Source organism: Allocoprobacillus halotolerans (assembly GCF_024399475.1).
GTDB lineage: Bacteria > Bacillota_I > Bacilli_A > Erysipelotrichales > Coprobacillaceae > Allocoprobacillus > Allocoprobacillus halotolerans.
In genome coordinates, this window is sequence record NZ_CP101620.1 from 986,815 (window position 1) to 1,008,397 (window position 21,583).

The window sequence follows — 21,583 nt, forward strand, 5'->3', positions numbered from 1 at the left end:
TATGACACCAACGACATCTTATAGACTTATTCTACTTTATTTTCAACTTAAAATCATTTATAATTTGATTTGAGGTAAAGAATTATGGATAGAAAAGAAAAGATTATTGAAGAAATTCAAAAAAGTACAAAACCCATATCAGCATCAACACTTGCTAAAAAACTTGGTGTTTCAAGACAAATTATAGTTGGTGATGTGGCTTTAATTCGTGCAAGTGGAACTCATATTATTGCAACTCCAAGAGGTTATCTGTTGGATAGTCAACAAACTCAAAATACCTATACAATTGCAGTCAAACATACACAAAATCAATTAGCTGATGAACTTTATACAATTGTTGATTTAGGTGGTTCTATCATTGATGTCATTGTTGATCATGCCATTTATGGTCAACTTACTGGTAAACTTCATTTATCGTCACGTTATGATGTTGATCAATTCTTGAAAAAGATTCAAAGTGATGAAGCAAAACCTTTAAGTCAATTAACAGATGGATTGCATTTACATACCATTCAATGCCAAAATCAAGAAGCTTATCAGCGTATAATAAAAGCATTAGATGATAAGGGATATTTATTTTATAAGGACAATTAGTCCTTTTTTTTGTTGACACATTTTATTTTTTGAATATAATAGGTCATAACATGTGTCTTGACACATTGATTGACAAGGAGAGAAAACAATGAAATCACAAAAACATATGAAAGTCTTAGTTATGGCATCTTTATTAATTGCTGTAGGAACTGTTGTTCCTATGATTATGCCAAAAGTTATGATAGGTCCAATGTCTTTTACATTGGCTTCGCATGTTGCGGTTATGGTTGCTATCTTTATTAGTCCAGCTGTCGCACTAGCTGTGGCATTAGGTACAACACTGGGATTCTTTATGGCAGGTTTTCCATTTGTTGTTGTTATGCGTGCTTTAACACACGTGATATGGGCATATCTAGGAGCAAAATACGCTCAAAAGAATCCACAAATCTTTGAGAAACCATTAAAAACATTACAGTTCAATATTGTTATTGCATTGATTCATGCAATCGGTGAAATAATTATTGTGATTCCTTTCTATTATGGTAATGGTATGGATATGCAAAGTTTTGCATATATGATTTTTGGTTTAGTTGGCTTAGGAACTGTTATCCATAGCTCAATTGATTTTTGTATTACACTTCCAGTATGGAAAGCTTTAAGTCAAAGTCGTAGTATTAATGATATTTCTCAAGTGAAGACAATCAATTTGATTAAAAATGCGTAGAAAAAAACATATAATCAGTGATGGTTATATGTTTTTAATTTCTCTATAATATCTGCTTTTGTAATAGCTGCCATATTTAATCTTTTAAATAATGTTTTAGCATTACCATAGCCTAAATGAAACAACTCATAAATAGCTAACCTTTTTTGTTTATCCCCAATAATATCCAATGATATAAATTCTTCCCATGTGATGGATTGTCTTTCCTTAGAAAAACTTACAACATTTTCTAGAGCTTGAACAATGGCTTCTTCTCTTGCTTCAGCAATGCCTAATTTCTTTTTACCAATGGCATCCTTTTTATCCACAAAAGCTTGTTTCACATCAGGAATACGTTTCATTATCATATTTCTAATTTTCATACCTGGATAATCAGGATCTGTTAATATAATAATTCCTCTTGTTTTATGAACTTCTTCTATCAAATCCAAGGTTTCTTTGGTTAGTGCTAACCCATGTGTTTCAATCGTATCTGCATCAAATAATTTCTGTATCATTGCTGTATCCGTTTTTCCTTCAACAACAATGACTTCTTTAATCTTTTTTTCATTCTTTTCACCACAAATATTATACATGATTTTATCAAATTAAAAAACCCATATCTTCTGATATGAGTTTTCACATATAATATTTATTCACTTTTCCTGCCACTCTATCGCTGCATCCTTACCATGATGTGCAAGTCCGATATAAATAACTTTTCCACCTATTCCAATATCATATTGTCTATCTCTAATTTGTTCAACTGCCTGTTTTGCAGATGTCTGCAATCTTTCCTGGTTCATTTCGTTATCTGTTCCAATATACTTAAGCTCAAATACAAAAGATGTCTTATTTTCATCTTTTGACTGTAAAATGATATCACATCTGCCTTTGCCTACTTCTCGGTTGCTGATGATTTTATAACCATTCTTCAGCCATGCACACATGCTTAGAAATAAAACATGATAGCTATTTTCATCCTTTAAGTTATGATAAGATGGCAATGTCATTAGTAGTTTTTGATATCTAATTTCAAATGTCTTTTGTTCTTGATTAATCAACGCATCCAACAAATCATCTAGTTCCGTATCGGATACTTTGAGATAGTAAGATGTCAAATCCTGAAACTCTTTTTGTACTTCTTGGTTTGGTATACGAATAATATATTTATTCTGATCAAAAGAAATCGTTCTATCTATTGTAAGATACCCTGCATTAATCAGCAAACCCCATAGACTAGCTGTCGTATTGACTTCAAAGAAACTCGTTTCCATGCGAACTCGTGTTTCTAGCTCTCCAGTTTGAATAAGTTTCTCATATCCATCATTAAATATATCATCTGCTTTTTGCATGGCTTGTTTAATCATTGAATTACTGCTTGTATTAACCCAATATGATTTGAGTTTTCTAGAAGCTGCATAACCTAATATTGACCATGGAATGAAGCTCTCCGGGTCAAGACCCGGCTATCTTCACGCTTCGCTTATGCGTTGCTGTCATATACTCAAATACAACTGCTTATATTCCGTATCTTGTTTGCCATGTTCTTTCACATATTCTCTGATTACTTTTTCGTTTTGATTTTTACCGACGGATGCAATAAAATATCCGTCGCTCCAGAATTGTCCTCCCCATAGTTGTTTTTTGACCTGCGGACACCCAGCAAATATTTGCCTTGCAGTTATACTTTTTATGATTTTTACCAATTTTGAAGGAGCATACTCAGGTGTACTTTGAACAAGAAAATGCCCATTGAGTTCTTCCGTATCCTTCACTCGGATACTTCAGAACTTATTATACTTTGTATAATTTATCACACACTACTAAATATTATTATTTAAAATACATTATATATTTACAGCTATTTTTTTCACTTCTCCTCCTTTTAATTTCTCTAGATATGCAACAAAGCACCATTATATTCCTAAAAGAACATAATGGTGCTTTTGATTGCATTATTTTTTGTATACGCTTATAAGTTAATCTAAATAAGGTTTTTGTCATTAGAATTAATATTTTATATCATCTAACACTTCATAACAAATAAATTCTTTTTCTTGTTTTGCAATAGAATTTTTATTATCATTTTTATATTTTTTGAGTATAATATGTAAACAAGGAGTTGAATGGAATGAAAAAATATAAATGTTTGTTGTTTGATGTTGATGGAACTTTATTAGATTTTGATAAAACTGAAGAATATGCTTTGTATCATACTTTTGAAGATTATGGCATTGTACTATCTGATGAAATGAAGCAAAGATATGAAGAAATTAATAAACAGTTATGGAAAGATTTTGAAAATGGCTTGATTGATAAAAAAACAATTGTTTATACACGTTTTGTCCAATTATTTAAAGAATTTGATATAAATGAAGATGGTATTGCTTTTGAAGATGATTATCAAGAAACATTAGGCAAAGGTTACTTTGTTTTACCTCACGCTAGAGAAATGCTTGAAAAACTTTCTTTAAAATATCCTTTATATGTTGTGACAAATGGTGTTTCTAAGACACAATATAGTCGTTTAAAAGGAACACATATTGATCAATATTTTCAAGATATTTTTGTATCAGAAGATATTGGTTATCAAAAACCTAGAAAAGAGTATTTTGATTATTGTTTTGAAAAGATAGAAAATATTGATAAGGAGCATACATTAATTATAGGTGATTCTTTATCAAGTGATATGCAAGGTGGAATCAATGTTGGCATTGATACTTGCTGGTTTAATCCACATCATTTAAAAAAACCTCAAGATATGGATATAACATATGAGATACATGATTTAAGAGAATTATTGAAATTATAAAAAGGATATTTTTATAGAGTTGAATTTTAATATGAGTCGTTGAATCCAATAGGGTAGAGGAATAAATTCAATGATTTATTGCCCCTCCCTTTGAACCGTACGTACGGGTCTCGTATACGGCTCTACATTTATATCGCTATCACAAACTCTTAAGATAGTAATTAAGGAGATGGACTAAACCTGGTCTGTCCCCTTTCTTTATGCCTAGAACCGTTGGTGATAATATGAAGTTGACTACTTGTAATCCACTTCTCCTATACTCAGGGTAAGACATACATCTTTTTTCTATCTTCACAAGTTCTTGATTTACTGTCTTGGTTTTACGTTTACCTTTTGGATTTCGGTTTGTGTAGCAACTTTATCCACCATTTAGCCTCATCAAGTTTCTGTTCGTAACCTCGAAGATTTCACTACACCACTTCCTTCACCCCTAACTTCACTGTTAACAGCTTGTGGTTCACTACACTTGGCGGTAAATACCCGTGGTTGGACTTTCACCAACTAGATGTATGCCATGCCTGGCACACTACAAAAGAGAAGTTCCCAAAAACTTCTCTTTTAAGCTTTATTTTGTGATCCATAAATTTTAATCATCTCTTTAAGCTTTTCTTCAATTGCTTTTTCAATAATTTCAGTTATGCGATAAGCATTATTTCCAGTCAAATCTGTATGTTGACAAGCATAGACTGCTGCCTTACATAAATCATTTGCGATGTTGACTTTATTAATGCCTAGTTGACAAACTTTTTGTAATGAATCATTATCCGTTCCTGATGATCCATGCATAACAAGAGGAAAATGATTTGTTGCTTTTTTTATTTTAACCAACCTTTCAAAATCTAGTTGTGGATAAACATTAGGAGGATAAGCACCATGAGCTGTTCCAATCGCAACTGCTAGACAATCTACTTGTGTTCGTTCAATAAATTCTCTGGCAAGATTGGGATCAGTTAGATAGTCATGACTATAATCATTCGCCTGTCCAACATGTCCTAGTTCGCTTCTACTGTTATATTTAAAGCATGTGCAAATTCAACAATTTCTTTGACTTCTTTAATGTTAATTTCAAAATCTTTATCACTACAATCATACATAACAGAAGTAAATCCTCCTTTAATTGCCTGCATAATTTGTGTTTTATTTGTTCCATGATCCAAATGAATAGCAATTGGTATAGTGGCCTTATTAGCAAGATATTCACAAATTCTTCCTAATAAAACCAAATCAGGATTAGCAATATCTGCAATATCAATAATTAATGGTGCATTCATCTGCTGAGCTGCACTGATAACAGCTCTGGCATCTAATTCGCTCCAAACATTGGGTGCAGCTACTGCATAGTTCTCAGCATTGGCTTTGTCGAGGATTTCTTTCATTGTAACAAGCATAATTATAATTCCATACTTTTTATTTCTTCAGCAATCAAATGGCATAAATCTTCTGCTTGTACAACTGTCCCTAACATATCAAAGAAACCATGATCACAACCTAAATATCGAATAGATTTTACATCTTTATCTAACTCTGTTAATCTTTTCACAAAATAATCACTTGATACTCTTAAAAAATCATATTCTGATGCAACAACAACTACTGGTGGCAATCCTTTTAATTGTTCATCACTAGCACACACAATAGATACAACTGGATTGTCAAAAGATGTTTTTCCTTGTAAATATAAACTATCCTGCTCAGTTCCACACATATTTTTACGAATACGATCAATACGACTTTTTGCGTATTCTTCTTGTTCTGGAATAACTGGATATGCATCATATGACCAAGTATAAGACTTTTGTTCTAAATAATGACGACTATCAACCGCTGGATAAATTTCAAAAGCTTTCTTAATATCATGTTTTTGGTCTAATATCAAACAAGAATTTGTTAGCCCGCCTCCAGCACTATCACCTGCAACCATCAATCTATTTACATCGATTCGTAATTCTTCTGCATGATTAACCACATATTCAATCGTTCCTTTAGCATCGTCTATTGGACCAGGATACGGACATTCGGGTGCCAATCGATATTCTGGGAAAATAACCACAGCATGTGAAAGTTCGGCAATGTATTTCATTTGATTTGCATATAATCTCATATCTCCTGCTGTCCATCCTCCACCATGAAGATAGATCATAGCCGGTCTTAAGCCTTCATCATCTGTTCTTTGATAGATATAAATATCAATCATATGATCATTATTAATAGGTATAAGACGTTCTTCTATATCAATATCCACTGTTGTTAAATCATAAGTCACTTTATCAGGTCGATAACGTTCTTGAGATAATCGAAAACCTTTTTGACTTCTTTTCGCAAACATTGTTTTTTTCTGTTTCACAATTTCTAAAACTCGAGGATCTAAAACATGTTCTCTTTCATCATCAGGAACAGGTTTCATTAAAATATCTATTCCATCAACAGATTTGATATATTCTTTTACTTTTATTTGTGAAACAAGATTTTTATCATATTTTCTCATTTATCACACCTCTGCAATCAATCTAGCATTTTGAGAATCATTTTCAAAACGATTATATGCACTACTATTTAATAAAATCGCAATAATTGTTTTATCCATATTCTTATTTGTAAATGCATCCATATTTAATTTTGCTAATGTATCACCAGCTTTAACTTTATCGCCAACCTTAACGAATACAGAAATATCTCCTTCTTCGATTCTTGTAGATTCAATACCGATATGCACCATAACTTCTGCACCACTATCTCCTTTAATAGTAATTGCATGTTTTGTTGGTGCTACTGAGTTAATGACACCACTAATTGGTGCTATAATATTTTCTTCACTTGCTTCAACTGCAAAGCATTGTCCTAATGTACCTTTTGCAAATACAGGATCTTTAATTTCATTCATAGGAACATATTCACCTTTTGCCGGTGGACAAATTGTCACTTTAGGTCCAATTTTGAATTCTTCTTCATCATCTTCATCATCATAAACTGAATCATCCCATTTTGCTAAAAATACAAAGACGAATGAGCATATAAACATAATACCAACACCAATTAATGCTTTAATGAAGTTTGATGTATCATTATCTGGTCCTAAATATAATAAGATATTTGTAAGTGAATAGCCACCAAAACCATAGCATTTTAAATGGACAATACCTGCATAAATAGATGTAATAATAGATGTTGCCGTTGAGCAAGCATAAATGATTGGCATTTTATATGAAATACCATATGTTGTTGGTTCTGAAATACCTCCAAATAAAGCTGATAAAGCAGCTGGATAAGCAATCTGTCTTAAATTATTGCGCTTTGTTTTTAATGCGACTGCTAAAGCGATGAAACCTGGCGTAATTGTACAACAATAGAACCAAATGTTAATTAAATCATCATATCCAACAGTAGCCAAACTTGCTGTTGCGATAGGAATTAAAGCTAAATGGAAACCTGGACATAATACACCAATTGTTGATGCAAAAATGATAATAATAGCAACTGCTGCCCAAGATGCATATGTACGTACCCATTCAATAAATGCAGCAATATAATTTGTAAATAGACCACCTAATGGTCCTGTTACTGTTAAAGTAATCACAGATGTAAATAAAATCAATAAAAATGGTTTTAAGAAATGTCTAGCTGATATAGGGATATATTTCTTTAATTGCTTATCAATCAATGACATGATCCATACTGATAAAATAATCTGCAATACAGCACCATTATATGTTGTTAAAAGCGTTGGTATACCAAAATAAGAAGTCCATCCACCTGCAGATGCCATTGTCACCCAATCTGGATATAATAACCAACATGCTAAAACCATTGCTAACACGGGTTCAGTATCAAATTTTTTAGCTGAAGTGTAAGCAACAAATACAGGTAAGAAATAAAATACTGTCTGTGCTAAATTATTTAAAATAACATATGTTGAATTGTCTGTTGGTAAGCCACATAAATTCAAAACCAATAACAAACAAGTTAAAAATCCAGCTGCAATTAATGCCGGAATAACTGGACTCATAATACCCGCCATTAATTGTAAGAAATTTGCGAAAATCGAAACAATATTCTTATCTTTTTTTGTTTCTCCTGATTGTGACGTTGTTCCTACCTGTTTTTCAACTGCTAAGAATAAATCTTCGATAATCGCTCCAACAATAACTTGAACCTGTTCATCTCGAAATTCAACGCCTAAAACTCCGTTAATTTTCTTTAATGCTCCTTCTTTAACAAGACTGCTATCATTCACAACAACTCTTAATCTTGTTGCACAATGATTCACATTTGATAAATTGTCTTTGCCACCTAAATTCTCAATAATCTGAGTAGCCATTTGATTAAAATTCAATTTTTGACTCATAAGTAAACTCTCCTCTCCTAAATTTTTTTCACTTTCACTTGATTAAAAAACTTTTGAATTGTAGATATATCAATATCTTTATATCCTGAAACAACAGCACTTCCCGCTGCTCCACCCCATTTAAGTGCTTCTTCTATACTTTCTCCTGAGTATAGCTTTCCTATGAAGGCAGCCAGCATAGCATCCCCAGGCCCTACAGAATGCACTGCTTTCATCTGATTTTGTGATAATTGATAAAAATGTTCTTTATTAGCAAATATTGCACCTTTCTTTCCCATAGAAAGCAATATGTTATCTACTCCACTTTCTATTACCAATTGTAAACTTTCTTTGAGTTCTTTTTCATCTGCTAAAGACTTTTGAATTAAATTCTCAAATTCATAGAAATTAGGCTTAATTAAATATGGTTTTAACTTTTTTAAAGTTTCTATTTCAAGTTCCATATCAATAATAAATTTAGCTTTTCTATCATGAACGATTTTAGCCATTTCTAATAGAAACTGAACATTCATATTTTTAGCTAAACTTCCACAAATCAATATCCAATCATTCCTTGTAATTGTTTTTAAATAGTCAAGAATCTTATTTTGAATTTCTTTACTAATTGTTGGACCTTGCCCATTAATACAAAATGTTTGTTTTTCTGTTTGAAGTTTCACATTGATTCTGTTATTCTCTGTAACTTGAAAGCTTTTTCGTTTGACACACTTCATTTTATCTATTTCATTACAAATAAATTGACCTGTAAATCCACCAGATAAAATAACTGCTGTAGAATCAATTCCTAATTCATTGAGAGTCTTCGACACATTAATTCCTTTACCACCTACTTTAAATATTTCTTTACTTGATCGATTGACTTCTGTATCCATCAAAATTGGTTTATTGACTTCTATAAAATGGTCAATGGATGGATTAAATGTGAATGTGTATATCATAACTATTCTCCTTACGACTATATTATAAAGCGCTTTCATTTAAAAAATCAATCATTTATTTATCGTTTCAATCAAACAATCATCCTTCGTATTTATACCAATCATATTTTTGAATGAAACAATCATTTCTTATGAATTTATTATTCTACTTATGTTTTTGAGTTTCGGTAAAAAAATAAAAAACAGGTAAAAAGTTATTCACAAATTGCCTGTTTTGCTTTATTTATAAGGAAAATCAGCCTCTAAAATGTTATAATAATTTTATCTCAATAAACAAAATTTAGGAGGGATTTTCCATGAGTTATTTTACCACAGATCTATATGAAACGAAAAGAGAAATTGTCAATTTTTCTAATAAATTATCAGACAGTCTTGATAAACCTGCTGCCAAGTTTGTCATGGACATGATGTTTGGTCTTGCAAGAAGTCAAAGTGTTCTACTTAGCGATATTGCCAGAGCTCTTGATGAAAATATCAAGCTCAATTATACAATTGACAGATTATCCAATCATTTGGCTCAATTTGATGATGAAGCAATGAACCAAATGAAATCCAATTATAATGATATGGTTATCAAGCATCTTAGCGAAGACAGGATCATTTTACTTGATAACAGTGAAATCATCAAAAAATATGGAAGAAAATTTGAAGATCTTTGTATGGTCAGGGATGCTTCCTCACTTAAGGATGACATTTATCCTGGATACCATGTATGTGAGGCAACTGCCCTCACACAGGATCAACATCATCCAATATCTTTGTATAGCCATATCTATTCAACTGAAAGTGAAGGATTCAGGTCAATGAACGATGAAACAATAAAGAGCATAAAATATGTCAAATCTCTCATTCCTGAAAGATGTACATTTGTATGTGACAGAGGATATGATGCCAATGTATTTTATGATTACTTCATAGATGAAAATCATAATGCAGATAATTTCATCATCAGACTCAAAGAAAATAGAACGTTATTGTTTAAAGGGAAGCCAAAGAAAGTAGGAGAAATCGCCAAAAGAAGAAAAGGCAAGATTAAGATGAACATGTATTTTTCTAAGGAAGATAGTGAAGTCTATGTATCACATACGAGAGTGGAACTGCCATCACAAAAGGGAAGGATATTAAATCTAGTCATTGTGTATGGATTAAGTGAAGAAAAACCGATGATGCTTTTAACGAATAGAGAGATCAGGAATAAAAGAGATGTGCATAAGATAGTGAGGGCATATATGTCAAGGTGGCGAATCGAGGAGAAATTCAGATTCAAAAAGAATCAGTATGGTTTTGAAAATATAAGAGTAAGGACAATGAAATCAATAAATGTATTGAATACGATATTGATGATGCATATAGGGCATATAACACTGTTGGCAGAGAAAGTAGACAAGAAATTACTGGTCATAAAGATGATAGAGAGAAGCAAATCGCTTAAAGGAAAGAGATATTACTGGTGCTATCAGATCAGTAAAGGGATACAGGAAATATTAAAATATGCACAAAAGGGAATCAAGGAGTTTCAAAATATAAGAGAGAAGCAGGAATACAGGCAGCTGCAACTGAAACTATAAAATGAACATATAGTAAATAATAAAAAAGGTCATGAAAATGACACTTTTTCAGCTACAATAAAAAGAGAATAAAATTATGTTATAATGAAATAAAGATAGAAAAGGTGATATTATATGGCAAAGCAACAAAGATGGGCTAAAATTTTAGAATTATGTGAAAAAAATGATGCAGTTTATGTACAAAATCTCGTTGATATTTTACATGTATCTGAAGCAACAATTAGACGTGATTTACAACAAATGGAAGATTTATCTCTTGTTTCTCGTTTTCATGGAGGTGTAAGAACTAATAATAAAGGAAATAATGAACCCCCTATGTTATATAAAGCTGAAACAAATTATGAACAGAAAAAAATGATTGCTAGACTTGCAGCTAGACAAATCAAGGATAATCAAATGATTTTTATTGATGCGGGAAGTTCTACATTAGAAATGTTAAAGTATATTACAGCTAAAAATATCACTGTTGTCACAATAGGAATTCCCCATATTCAAAAGCTTATAGAACGAAAAATCAGAACCATTTCTTTAGGTGGTACTGTTCGTTTTACAACAGAGGCTATTACTGGTAATCAGACACTTCAACAGTTAAGTGAACTCTATTTTGATATCACTTTTTTAGGTGTAAATGGTATTCATGTCAAAGGTGGCCTAACAACAACCAACGAACAAGAAGCAGCTGTGAAAAGCAAAGTTATTGAGCATAGTCAAAAAACTTTTATTTTAGCTGATCATTCTAAATTCAATAGATTATACCCTGTGAAATTCGGTAATTTGGATGATGTCACGGTTATTTGTTATAGTATAGAAAATTTTGATTCATCACTCATTAAACATATCTGTGTAAAATAATATTCTATTTTGAAGTTTTCTATTTATATACATAAAAAAAGTCCTGCTTTCCTGCAAGACTCTCATCATTTATTTTAAATTTTTAAAAATATCTAATACATCTTCAGATAAACCATCTGATACAATAACCATATGATCGTTAACCTCTACCTTTTTCTTATCATCACCAATTGTTTTTTCATCCATGACTCGGTCAAATTCATCACCATCTTCATAACGATAAACATCAATATTGCCATTATCTGTCACATAACGATAACCTTCTGCACCACCAACACTTGTAGCATCTAAAACATTTTTAGATGAATAAGAAACATTTCCTTCTTTTAATCCATTTTCAAATTTCGCATACCAATCATCTGTTTGATTAGGTGTTGTTGTATTATTTTCATTTTCTGTTACATTATCAGTTGAATTGTTATTTGATATTGTATCCTTTGTTGAATCATTTTGATTACTGCAACCTGTAAATACTGTCATACATAAAAGTAATGCCAAAATTTTCTTCATATTCTTAACCTCCACATACATATCATGGACAAAGATACAAGAAATATACAAAATTTATAAAAAATAACACTTTTTGATTAATGACCAATAAATTGAATCATATTTTTACTTAGCACCTTTATTTATTTGAAACTGATACATATCAGAAACTTTTATGAAATAAATTGGTAATGATTTTGGTAAAATTGTTGGCAAGTATTCCTCACCATACCATTTCATACCAGGTTCTTCTAAATTAAAATGTCCTACTGCTAAAATACATTTATCAATATTTAACATTGCTGTATCTTTAATATAAATGCCAAGCGTATAATCAATACATTCCATAGATATAATAGTATCAATATTTTCTTTATCTACAATTGTAATTTTATCATTATCGTTTCCAGTAATATGCATAGGAATATATATTCTTTTTGTATAACCATCAATATTTCCAAAACATTTGAGTCCATTCAAACCAAGTTTTTCCATCAACTCATTAATAAACTCTTTTGTTGATATTTTAGGAACATCAATAATCAATGGAAATCCAATATCTCTATCAATGTATTTTTCCCATCCAAACATCTTTAATAGGCCATAGAAAATGCCATCCACACGTTTTCCATGACAAAGAATCCCTGCATGGATATAATCATGATTACGCCAAACAGTAATATAATTATCCTGTAACATTTTCTTTTTCATTTGATATGTTTTGTTGTCTATCAACCAATCTGTATGATCTCCATGATTCCAAAATAATGACTCGTGGGCTATAATTAAATTGACGTTTTTTTCAATAGCTTGTTTAATCACATCAACACTTGCATATATACATGTTATAATACCTGTACACTCATCTTCTACATCGCCAAAAAGAATTTGATCACGTGTTGTTTGCTCATTAATCTCTCTTCCATTCCACTCATGATAGTGATTTTTTTAATACAATCAATAATTTCTCTATGCTTCATACTTTTAACCTTTCTTTAATTGCGGAACACCTTTACAATATGTTTCCATAACAGAATAGTCATCTTCTAAAACAACAATATCAGCATCATAACCAACCACTAAACTACCTTTTTGGTTATCAACATTAAGTAATCTAGCAGGATTTGAAGTACATGATTGAAGTGCGACATCAAAAGGAACCATTGCTTCTGTAACTAGTTTTTTTAATCCTTCATTCATTTTTAATGTACTACCTGCAAAATTCCCTTCTTTAACTAGATGAGCACTTCCATCTGAATAAATTTCTACTTCAAGATTAGCAAATTGAAATTTTTTTCCTACCTCATATCCCTTACACATTAAAGAATCAGTAACCATAATGGCTTTTTCTTTACTTTTTGAACGGAAAAATACTTGAATAGCTTCAGGTGTAACATGATTACAATCACATATAATCTCACTGTATAATGAATCACATCTTAATGCCCCACCAACAACACCATTTTCACGATGATTAAATGGACTCATTCCATTAAAAGTATGTGTAACTGATTTTGCACCATTTGCGATTGCAAAAGTTACTTGTTCTAATGTTGCCGAACTATGGCCAATTGAAACAACAATGCCATTAGATGCACAATATTTCGTTAATGAAAAATTTTTATCATGTTCTATTGCCATAGTCATGATTTTTATTAAACCATCAGCTGCATTTTGATATTCTTGAAATTCTTCAATAGTAGGCTGAACAACTGCCTGAATAGGTTGTGCTCCGTGATATTTTTTATCAATATAAGGACCTTCCAAATGAATTCCTAATATATCCGCACCTTGAGAATTCTCTTTTTTTACTTTCGCAATATTCTTTAACGCTTTTATTAATTCATCTTTGGATGCTGTAACAGTGGTAGGTAAAAATGATGTTACCCCTTCTTTGGCTAAATGTTGTTGCCATTCTTTCAAACCATTTTCTTGACCACTATTTGTATCAAAGCCATATGCTCCATGTGTATGAATATCAATAAATCCAGGAACTATTCTTTTGTTTCCATAGTCTTTATCTACATGACTATCATCATATTGTAAAATATTAACAATTTTATCTTTTTCAATTTCAATAATAGCGGGCACAAATCGATCCGCTATATATACTTTCTTACTTTTGATAAGCATACCATATTCACCTACCTTTTAGTATTCATAATATTCAAGAAATTCAACCAAATCTTCATTATTAATCAACTCTAACATTTGATCTTCATAAGTAGCAAGTTTAGCAATCAAATTTCTTTTACCATCATTTTTTATTGGAATCTTTACAATTTGAATTTCTCCAGAATAATGTTTATTCACATCATTAACAATCACAACACTTCCTACTGGAAAGTATTCTCCAACATATTTTCGAGGAGGAATATCTCTATTTTTATTAATTAATCTACCACTTCTTGAACGCCATATCCATTCTGATGAATCACCATTATCTAGCTGTGGTACTAAATCTAATAGATTCTCTCTTTCAATTTCTGTAATGTCATCTTCAAGAATAACTTTCAATCTTTTGCAAGGTCCAAATTTTGGTAGTATTGGTCCATATGCCTTAATTTGGGCATAGACAGGTGAATCTTCAAATTCTTTAGGTGGTTTAACCACTTCTGCAATAGCTTTTAATTCTGCTTCTGAAGCATATGCATTACCAATTAAAATATCGTCTACATCTCCTGTTGCTAAAATAATTCTTGTTTGTAAATCAATTGGTAAATCTCGTAATCTTTCAACAGTAGGAAGTCCATCTTCTGCATTCCAAATTCCATGAGTATTTGGGGCATTAGAGCTTACAATTGCAGCAATTTTATATCCATATTTCTTTAATTGCTGATTTTTTGTTAAAAAATCATTCCATTTTAAACCCGTATAACGTTGTGGATAGGCATTATGTCCTAATAAAATTTTATCTTTTGCTACACCTTTTCCATAAAAATACTCGATTTCCTGCGCAACTTTAGATGAAGTTGCATTCATTTCAATTTTAATTCCATAAGGATTTTGAATCATTATATAATCATTTTCAGCACCATATGAACCATCTAAACGAATAATGTCACATTTTATTTCATTAAACAAAGATATATCATCATAAGATTGATTCATACGTTTTAAAAAATTTGTATTCACGTCCAAAGAAACTTTCATTCCAAATTCATGAGCAATCTTATTAAACTCTTTAAAATAATTGATGATTTCTTCATTCGTACCCTCAACAGAAAGCATACTAGAAGATACTCTTGTAAATCCGTATCGAGATGCTAACTGCAAGTATTCTTTTATTTTTTCCATCGGACTTAAATCCGGATAAGCTAAAACTCCTAATTCTGTCATTCTGACTTCTCCTTATTCTATATATTGTAAAATTATGATATTGTTTTAATAATTGATTTGATTTGTATGACTCCATATATTGCTAATATAATATCTGCAATATAGCCTGCAAATCTAATCCCATATTCATGGAAAATAATATTAAGCAAAAAAATTGCTGGTATCTCCAAGATGACTTTTCTCAAAATTGCAAACCAAAGTGATTTTTTCCCATTCCAACACTTTGAAAAACACCTATTGCCATAAAATCTACAAGCATAAAAGACATCGATGCACTGTATCCACGTAAAAATAAAGTTCCATAAAAAATAATTTGTTCTTGATCTATAAATAATCTCGTTAATTGAGCTGAGAAAAACCAGCATAATACTGCAATGATACACATACTTGGAATCATTAATTTAGCAGTAAAATAAATTGTTTCTTTAAAACGCTGTTTATTTTTACTCGTATATGAATAACTAATAAGTGGCATAATTCCCTGAGTTCCACCTGTTGCTATTTGCAACGGTATCATATATATTTTCTGTACAATTCCCACAGCTGCTATGGCTGATGCATCATATCCAGAAACAAAATTATTCATGACTGTCACAGTCGTAACATTTAAAAGGTTTTGAATAGATGCTGGTATTCCAACATTACAAATTTCATAAACAATTTTTTTATTTAAAGATAGAAGATATTTTGGATGTAATCGTATTGATGTTTTATCTTTTTTCATGATTAATAAAATTATAAAATACAAACACGAAATACAATTAGAAATCAAAGTTGCTAAAGCTGCTCCAGCCGCTCCCATTTTAAAACCCCATGCCATTATGAAAATTGGATCCAAAAAATATTAATCATACACCCAAGCATTGTTCCAACACTTGCATGAGTCACTTGTCCTTCTGCTCTTACCAAATAGGCTAAAACAACATTTAAAATAGATGGAACAGCCCCAAATATAACATTCCATAAAACATACTGACTGGTTGCATAAAAAGTATCTAAACTAGCTCCAAGTAATAATAAAAGTGGTTTTAAAAAACAAAACATAAAACAGATAAAACACTAGCTAAAATAATAGAACCATATATTCCAAAAGAAGCACTCGTTTTAACAATTTGATAATCTTTTTTCCTAAACCTCTACTCATCAAACTTGAAGCACCGATACCAAACAAATTATTCACAATCTTAAAAGATATTAAAAGAGGAGATGTTAATGATACAGCAGCACTTTGGATTTTATTATTAAGTAAACCTACAAAATATGTATCAGCCAAACTATATAACACCATCACCAAAGAACCTAAAATTGTTGGAATCATAACTTTAATTGCTGCCTGAGATATATCCATTTCTTCAAAAAGTTCAGAATTTGTATTTCCCATATGACTAAACACCTCGTTCTCTTTTTAATTCATCAGCAAATAAAAAGATAAACTTTTTATAAATTGAAAATTTTTAACCTTACAACTAAACAATTTACCTAAAGTATCATATGTTTTCTTTCTCATTCTACAAAATTGAAACATCAAATAAATATAATCATTTCATAAGTTCTCTATTCTAAGATATTTTAAGGGGAAATAGGTTGGGAAAAGCACTCATAATATTTTCCCAACACATGCTTTTGCTAATCTCAAAATATTAAGGTCATTTTATAAATATCTCTAAATATGTATAATGATTATTGTTACATAAACACATTATGTTCTTTCAAAATATATCTTTATATAACTTATGTTATTGTATAAGGTCTTATCCAAGTTCAATTTCTTCTATTAAAGTTTGACCAGCTTGAACCATTTCTCCATAACAATTTAATGCTATAGATTTATTAAGAGGTGATGTGAATACAACCATAGTTGTCATATCAATTCCTAAATTTTTCATATACTCACTATCAAATGATACCAATGGATCTCCTGCTTTAACTTTCATTCCTTGTTTTATTTTTACTGTAAAGCCTTTACCATTTAATTCTACTGTGTCTAGTCCAATATGCACTAAAACTTCAATACCTTTTTTTGTTTTTAATCCCACAGCATGACTTGTTTGCGCAATAAGAATAATTTCCCCATCAACAGGTGATACGACTTCTCCTACTGTTGGTACAACTGCAAATCCATCACCCATTGCTTTTGAAGCAAATACTTCATCTTTGACTTCTTCAATAGGTATGCATTTTCCAGTAACTGGTGAAACAACTTTTTCACAACTTTTTTAATAATATTAATCATCTACACTCCTCCTGTCATTTATATAATATCTTTATATCGAATTAACTGAACATTATTTTTATGAATCCATTCTAATACTTCTGGATTACATGCACCTTCTAAATCATTTAAACGATAAAGATGATAACTAGATAAATCCACCAATTCTCTATCGACATATCCCATATGGCCCACAAGTAAATTATATTCATTTTTTAATAAATCATCTGCATGCGTTAGAATATAGCTAGAGAGTGATGAATTCATTTGATTTTCTAAATTCGCCGGTTTTAAATACCATGGTATCCTATATTCTGTCACTTGACACCCAAATGTTTTCTTCCAAACATCTGATGCAAAAGGAATATCATATTTTTTACTTAACTGTCTTTGCACTTCTAATATGCTTTCGTTAGTAAAGGCATGAGAGTGAATATAATCTGGTTTCTTTCCAACTAATTCTATAAATTTTAATATTTGTGTTTCAAATTCAGCATAAACTTCTATTTTGAAAAGTGTGCTTTCATGTTTTTGTAACTCTCTCATTTCCCAACTTGTAAAAAATTCTCCATTTTCTTTGACTAAAGATGGAATTTTTTCTTTAGGTAATAATGGTTTCCCTGTTGTTATATTTAAATCAATCCCAAAATCAATTTGATCTAAATAAGGTTTAATGTATTCAACACATTCTTTAGTCCATTCCATATTAGCAAATAATCCTGTGTTACGAATCATACCATTTTTTATTCCATGTATAATTCCTAAACTTACTGCTTTTGATATACCATAATCATCTGCTTGTACTAATAATTTCATATTTTTCCTTTCTAGTATTCAAGACTTTTACCATTAGTCGCAATAACTTTTTTATACCATTCAAACGATTTTTTCTTTGTACGTTTTAAAGTTCCTTGCCCTTCATCATCAAGATCAACATAAATGAATCCATAACGCTTAGACATTTGTCCTGTTGCTACTGATACCAAATCTATTGGTCCCCAACATGTATATCCCAATACAGGTAATCCATCTATCTCAACTGCATCTTTCAATACTTTGATATGATCTCTTAAATATTCAATACGATAATCATCTTCTACATATCCATTTTCATCTGGTTCATCCGTTGCTCCCAAACCATTTTCAGCTACAAATAATGGTTTTTGATAGCGATCATAAATTTCATTCATTGTAATTCTTAATCCTAATGGATCAATAAATCTTCCCCATGGTTCCATTTTTAAATAAGGATTAGGAGCAGATTTTAAGAGGTTAGAATCAAATTGTCCTTCACTATTTGCTTTTGCAACTCTTGTTGAATAGTATGAAAACGATACATAATCAACTACATTTTCTTTTAATATGTCTTCATCATTATCACAGAATGGAATTGTATAATGATTTCTTTCAAAGTCCATTTTCATATATTGAGGATATTCTCCTCTAACCTGAACATCTGTAAACATATAATGTTTTCTATTTTCCTCTTGTGCTGCTTGAACATCTAAAGGATTGCATGTTGCTGGATAAAATAATCCAGCATTTAACATACACCCAATTTGATTTTCACTATCAATCTCATGTCCTATTTTTACAGCCCATGCACTCGCTACTAAAACATGATGTACAGCATCATAAATACTCTTATATTGATTTTCATCTTCATCAAAGATAAGTCCAGCAGCCATGAAACACGCACTGACCATAATATTGATTTCATTAAATGTTAACCAATATTTCACCATCCCTATGTAACGCTTAAAAAGAACTTTAACTAATTTTTTATAAAAATCTATCAATTGACGATTTTTCCAACCACCATATTTTGTTACTAAATTCATAGGAATATCATAATGTGTTATGGTTACCAATGGTTCAATGTTGTATTTTCTACATTCTTTAAAAATATTTTCATAGAATAATAATCCTTCTTCATTAGGCTCTAAATCATCACCATTTGGAAAGATGCGACTCCAAGCTATTGAAATTCTTAATGTTTTAAATCCCATTTCACCAAAAAGTGCTATGTCTTCTTTATAATGATGATAAAAATCAATTGCTTTTTGAGCAGGATAGTATTCTTCAGGAATGGGATTGAGTCTAGCAACTTTTCCTTTAATAATATCATATCTATTCTTTCCATAAGGTAAAACATCACAGTTAGATAAGCCTCTACCACCTTCGTTATAACCACCTTCACATTGATTAGCTGCCAATGCTCCACCCCATAAAAAATTTTTACAAAACGCCATTTTGTTACCTCACTTTATTTATACATTGATTTCTTTTTTTCAAATTTTAATTTCTTTTTCCCAATATTTAATTTATCTTCACCTTGGAAACCAAAGATAATTCCAATAGCAAGTGCAACAACCAAACCAACAAGACAACCAATTGTTCCTTTTACAATATCTTCTCCAAAACGTAATGGATTTAAGAATGGGAAACCTACCCCAGCAAAAATATAAACTTTAGCCTGTAATAAATAACATACTAATGATCCACAAGCATTTGCAATCATAGAATAAATCAATGCTTTACGATCAGCCAAAATAATACCATATAATCCTGGTTCAGATATATTGGCTAATGTCATTGATGTAAAACAACTCCATCCAACACTTTTCTTTTCTGCTCCTTTTGCACGTAATGCATAAGCCAAGAATAATCCCATATATGTAAATGTACCAACAATCATTGCTGGATAGACAATCATATCATATCCAATTTCCATTTGAGCAGGAAGTAATGCTGTTAAAACTGGAACATGCATACCAAATAAAACAACAAATGGCCATAATGGAGCAACAATAACAGCTGCTAATAATCCAAAATTTGCTGTTAACCATAATAATCCATCAGCAACCCAACCCATGATAATATAACAAGCTGGTCCTAAAATACATAAACCAATTGGAAGCATAATAACAATTGTTAATACTGGAACACCTATGATTCTAAGCATATCAGGAATATATTTCTTTAAGAATTTTTCCACATATGACATGATCCAAACAATGATAATAATTGGAATAACTGCTTGAACATAGCTAGTTAAATGCATTGGGATACCAAAAACCGTAAATGCTTTTTGAGCTTCGACAATACCTAACATATTAGGACTTAACATAATCCCAGAAAATAACAATGCCATCATTGGACTAACTTTAAATTTGACTGCTGAACTATATGCTGCATAAAATGGTAAGAAATAATAACCAGCATTTCCAACCATTTCAAACAAAACAATTAAGTCACTATCTTCAGCTAACCATCCTAATTGTTCAGGTCCAAAAAGGATTACTAACATTTTAAAAATACCGGCTACTATCATGATAGGTAATGTTGGAATAATACATCCACTTAAAGTACTCATGATATTATTAGCAACTGATTTAATTGTTAGTTTTTCCTTTTTCCTTTCAGGTTCATCTTCTATGGATTCTGTTTTATTAAAACCACCCATTTTACATAATTCATCATAAACTTTACTTACCTGTTGCCCAATAACAACCTGAACTTGACCACCAGCATGAACAACTTTAATAACACCTTCTACTTTTTCTAATTTTTCTTTTTCTTCTAAACTTTCATCTTTTAATACGAGTCGAAGTCTTGTCATACAGTGAGTAGCATTTGCGATATTCTCCATACCTCCAATATACTCTACAATTTCCCCTAATGATTTTTGAATATCTTTCATTTTTTTCTTTCCTCCTTGTTAATTTTTTACAAAAATGAACGTTCTCCTTCCTTTTTAAAATAAAAACCTCCAAAACAGTCTTTAATTT

22 protein-coding genes and 1 pseudogene are annotated in these 21,583 nt (G+C 30.8%); 5 read left to right on the top strand and 18 right to left on the bottom strand.

Annotated features, from left to right (window positions below):
- Nucleotides 1–84 precede the first annotated feature (84 nt).
- Nucleotides 85–594, top strand: a complete 510-nt coding sequence (locus NMU03_RS05895) for a transcription repressor NadR (protein ID WP_290141721.1) — start codon at nucleotides 85–87, stop codon at nucleotides 592–594.
- A gap of 88 nt (nucleotides 595–682) precedes the next feature.
- On the top strand, nucleotides 683–1,258 hold the full coding sequence (locus NMU03_RS05900; RefSeq protein WP_290141722.1) for a hypothetical protein: 576 nt from the start codon (nucleotides 683–685) through the stop codon (nucleotides 1,256–1,258).
- Nucleotides 1,259–1,272: 14 nt separating this feature from the next.
- Here NMU03_RS05900 and rnmV read toward each other — a convergent pair whose 3' ends face one another.
- From rnmV to tnpA, 3 genes are all read right to left on the bottom strand, one after another.
- The gene (gene rnmV / locus NMU03_RS05905) at nucleotides 1,273–1,833 is read right to left on the bottom strand and encodes a ribonuclease M5 (RefSeq protein ID WP_290141723.1); all 561 of its coding nucleotides are present in this window, start codon (nucleotides 1,831–1,833) and stop codon (nucleotides 1,273–1,275) included.
- Nucleotides 1,834–1,893: 60 nt separating this feature from the next.
- Nucleotides 1,894–2,607 carry a PD-(D/E)XK nuclease domain-containing protein gene (locus NMU03_RS05910; protein ID WP_290141725.1) on the bottom strand — a complete coding sequence of 238 codons (714 nt, stop codon included), beginning with the start codon at nucleotides 2,605–2,607 and terminating at the stop codon, nucleotides 1,894–1,896.
- A gap of 129 nt (nucleotides 2,608–2,736) precedes the next feature.
- Nucleotides 2,737–3,015 carry an IS200/IS605 family transposase gene (tnpA, locus tag NMU03_RS05915; RefSeq protein WP_290141726.1) on the bottom strand — a complete coding sequence of 93 codons (279 nt, stop codon included), beginning with the start codon at nucleotides 3,013–3,015 and terminating at the stop codon, nucleotides 2,737–2,739.
- 356 nt (nucleotides 3,016–3,371) lie between these two features.
- Between tnpA and NMU03_RS05920 the strand changes: the two genes are divergently transcribed.
- Complete coding sequence (locus tag NMU03_RS05920; RefSeq protein WP_290141727.1) at nucleotides 3,372–4,052, top strand: YjjG family noncanonical pyrimidine nucleotidase; 681 nt, start codon at nucleotides 3,372–3,374, stop codon at nucleotides 4,050–4,052.
- A 558-nt stretch (nucleotides 4,053–4,610) separates the two neighbouring features.
- Here the strand turns inward: NMU03_RS05920 and NMU03_RS05925 are convergent.
- The 4 genes and pseudogenes from NMU03_RS05925 to NMU03_RS05940 form a co-directional block, all read right to left on the bottom strand.
- Nucleotides 4,611–5,440 (bottom strand): annotated as a pseudogene (locus NMU03_RS05925) (class II fructose-bisphosphate aldolase).
- 2 nt (nucleotides 5,441–5,442) lie between these two features.
- Nucleotides 5,443–6,537, bottom strand: a complete 1,095-nt coding sequence (locus NMU03_RS05930) for an alpha/beta hydrolase (RefSeq protein WP_290141728.1) — start codon at nucleotides 6,535–6,537, stop codon at nucleotides 5,443–5,445.
- 3 nt (nucleotides 6,538–6,540) lie between these two features.
- Nucleotides 6,541–8,394 (bottom strand): PTS glucose transporter subunit IIA, encoded by a 1,854-nt coding sequence (locus tag NMU03_RS05935; protein WP_290141729.1) that lies wholly within the window; start codon nucleotides 8,392–8,394, stop codon nucleotides 6,541–6,543.
- 17 nt (nucleotides 8,395–8,411) lie between these two features.
- The gene (locus tag NMU03_RS05940) at nucleotides 8,412–9,332 is read right to left on the bottom strand and encodes a 1-phosphofructokinase family hexose kinase (protein WP_290141730.1); all 921 of its coding nucleotides are present in this window, start codon (nucleotides 9,330–9,332) and stop codon (nucleotides 8,412–8,414) included.
- A 296-nt stretch (nucleotides 9,333–9,628) separates the two neighbouring features.
- Between NMU03_RS05940 and NMU03_RS05945 the strand changes: the two genes are divergently transcribed.
- Together NMU03_RS05945 and NMU03_RS05950 are read left to right on the top strand one after the other, a co-directional pair.
- Nucleotides 9,629–10,900: a transposase gene (locus NMU03_RS05945; RefSeq protein ID WP_290141731.1), complete on the top strand. Its 1,272-nt coding sequence runs from the start codon at nucleotides 9,629–9,631 to the stop codon at nucleotides 10,898–10,900.
- A gap of 114 nt (nucleotides 10,901–11,014) precedes the next feature.
- Entirely contained in the window at nucleotides 11,015–11,752 is a 738-nt protein-coding gene (locus tag NMU03_RS05950) for a DeoR/GlpR family DNA-binding transcription regulator (RefSeq protein WP_290141732.1), read from the top strand.
- A 69-nt stretch (nucleotides 11,753–11,821) separates the two neighbouring features.
- Here NMU03_RS05950 and NMU03_RS05955 read toward each other — a convergent pair whose 3' ends face one another.
- The 11 genes from NMU03_RS05955 to NMU03_RS06005 all read right to left on the bottom strand — a co-directional run bounded on the left by NMU03_RS05955 (nucleotide 11,822) and on the right by NMU03_RS06005 (nucleotide 21,495).
- Nucleotides 11,822–12,262, bottom strand: coding sequence for a putative periplasmic lipoprotein (locus tag NMU03_RS05955; RefSeq protein ID WP_290141733.1), 441 nt, complete (start codon nucleotides 12,260–12,262; stop codon nucleotides 11,822–11,824).
- A 105-nt stretch (nucleotides 12,263–12,367) separates the two neighbouring features.
- Nucleotides 12,368–13,156: a Nif3-like dinuclear metal center hexameric protein gene (locus NMU03_RS05960; protein WP_353956687.1), complete on the bottom strand. Its 789-nt coding sequence runs from the start codon at nucleotides 13,154–13,156 to the stop codon at nucleotides 12,368–12,370.
- A gap of 69 nt (nucleotides 13,157–13,225) precedes the next feature.
- On the bottom strand, nucleotides 13,226–14,374 hold the full coding sequence (gene nagA / locus NMU03_RS05965; RefSeq protein WP_290141734.1) for an N-acetylglucosamine-6-phosphate deacetylase: 1,149 nt from the start codon (nucleotides 14,372–14,374) through the stop codon (nucleotides 13,226–13,228).
- 18 nt (nucleotides 14,375–14,392) lie between these two features.
- Nucleotides 14,393–15,580, bottom strand: coding sequence for a MupG family TIM beta-alpha barrel fold protein (locus NMU03_RS05970; RefSeq protein WP_290141735.1), 1,188 nt, complete (start codon nucleotides 15,578–15,580; stop codon nucleotides 14,393–14,395).
- Between the two features lie 181 nt (nucleotides 15,581–15,761).
- Nucleotides 15,762–16,382 carry an MATE family efflux transporter gene (locus NMU03_RS05975; protein ID WP_290141736.1) on the bottom strand — a complete coding sequence of 207 codons (621 nt, stop codon included), beginning with the start codon at nucleotides 16,380–16,382 and terminating at the stop codon, nucleotides 15,762–15,764.
- A gap of 17 nt (nucleotides 16,383–16,399) precedes the next feature.
- On the bottom strand, nucleotides 16,400–16,624 hold the full coding sequence (locus NMU03_RS05980; protein WP_290141737.1) for a hypothetical protein: 225 nt from the start codon (nucleotides 16,622–16,624) through the stop codon (nucleotides 16,400–16,402).
- 19 nt (nucleotides 16,625–16,643) lie between these two features.
- Nucleotides 16,644–16,961 (bottom strand): MATE family efflux transporter, encoded by a 318-nt coding sequence (locus tag NMU03_RS05985; protein WP_290141738.1) that lies wholly within the window; start codon nucleotides 16,959–16,961, stop codon nucleotides 16,644–16,646.
- 370 nt (nucleotides 16,962–17,331) lie between these two features.
- Entirely contained in the window at nucleotides 17,332–17,754 is a 423-nt protein-coding gene (locus tag NMU03_RS05990) for a PTS sugar transporter subunit IIA (protein ID WP_290142291.1), read from the bottom strand.
- Between the two features lie 77 nt (nucleotides 17,755–17,831).
- Nucleotides 17,832–18,608, bottom strand: a complete 777-nt coding sequence (locus NMU03_RS05995) for a ChbG/HpnK family deacetylase (protein ID WP_290141739.1) — start codon at nucleotides 18,606–18,608, stop codon at nucleotides 17,832–17,834.
- Nucleotides 18,609–18,619: 11 nt separating this feature from the next.
- Complete coding sequence (locus NMU03_RS06000; RefSeq protein ID WP_290141740.1) at nucleotides 18,620–20,044, bottom strand: 6-phospho-beta-glucosidase; 1,425 nt, start codon at nucleotides 20,042–20,044, stop codon at nucleotides 18,620–18,622.
- A gap of 14 nt (nucleotides 20,045–20,058) precedes the next feature.
- Nucleotides 20,059–21,495, bottom strand: a complete 1,437-nt coding sequence (locus NMU03_RS06005; protein WP_290141741.1) for a PTS transporter subunit EIIC — start codon at nucleotides 21,493–21,495, stop codon at nucleotides 20,059–20,061.
- Nucleotides 21,496–21,583: the final 88 nt, after the last annotated feature.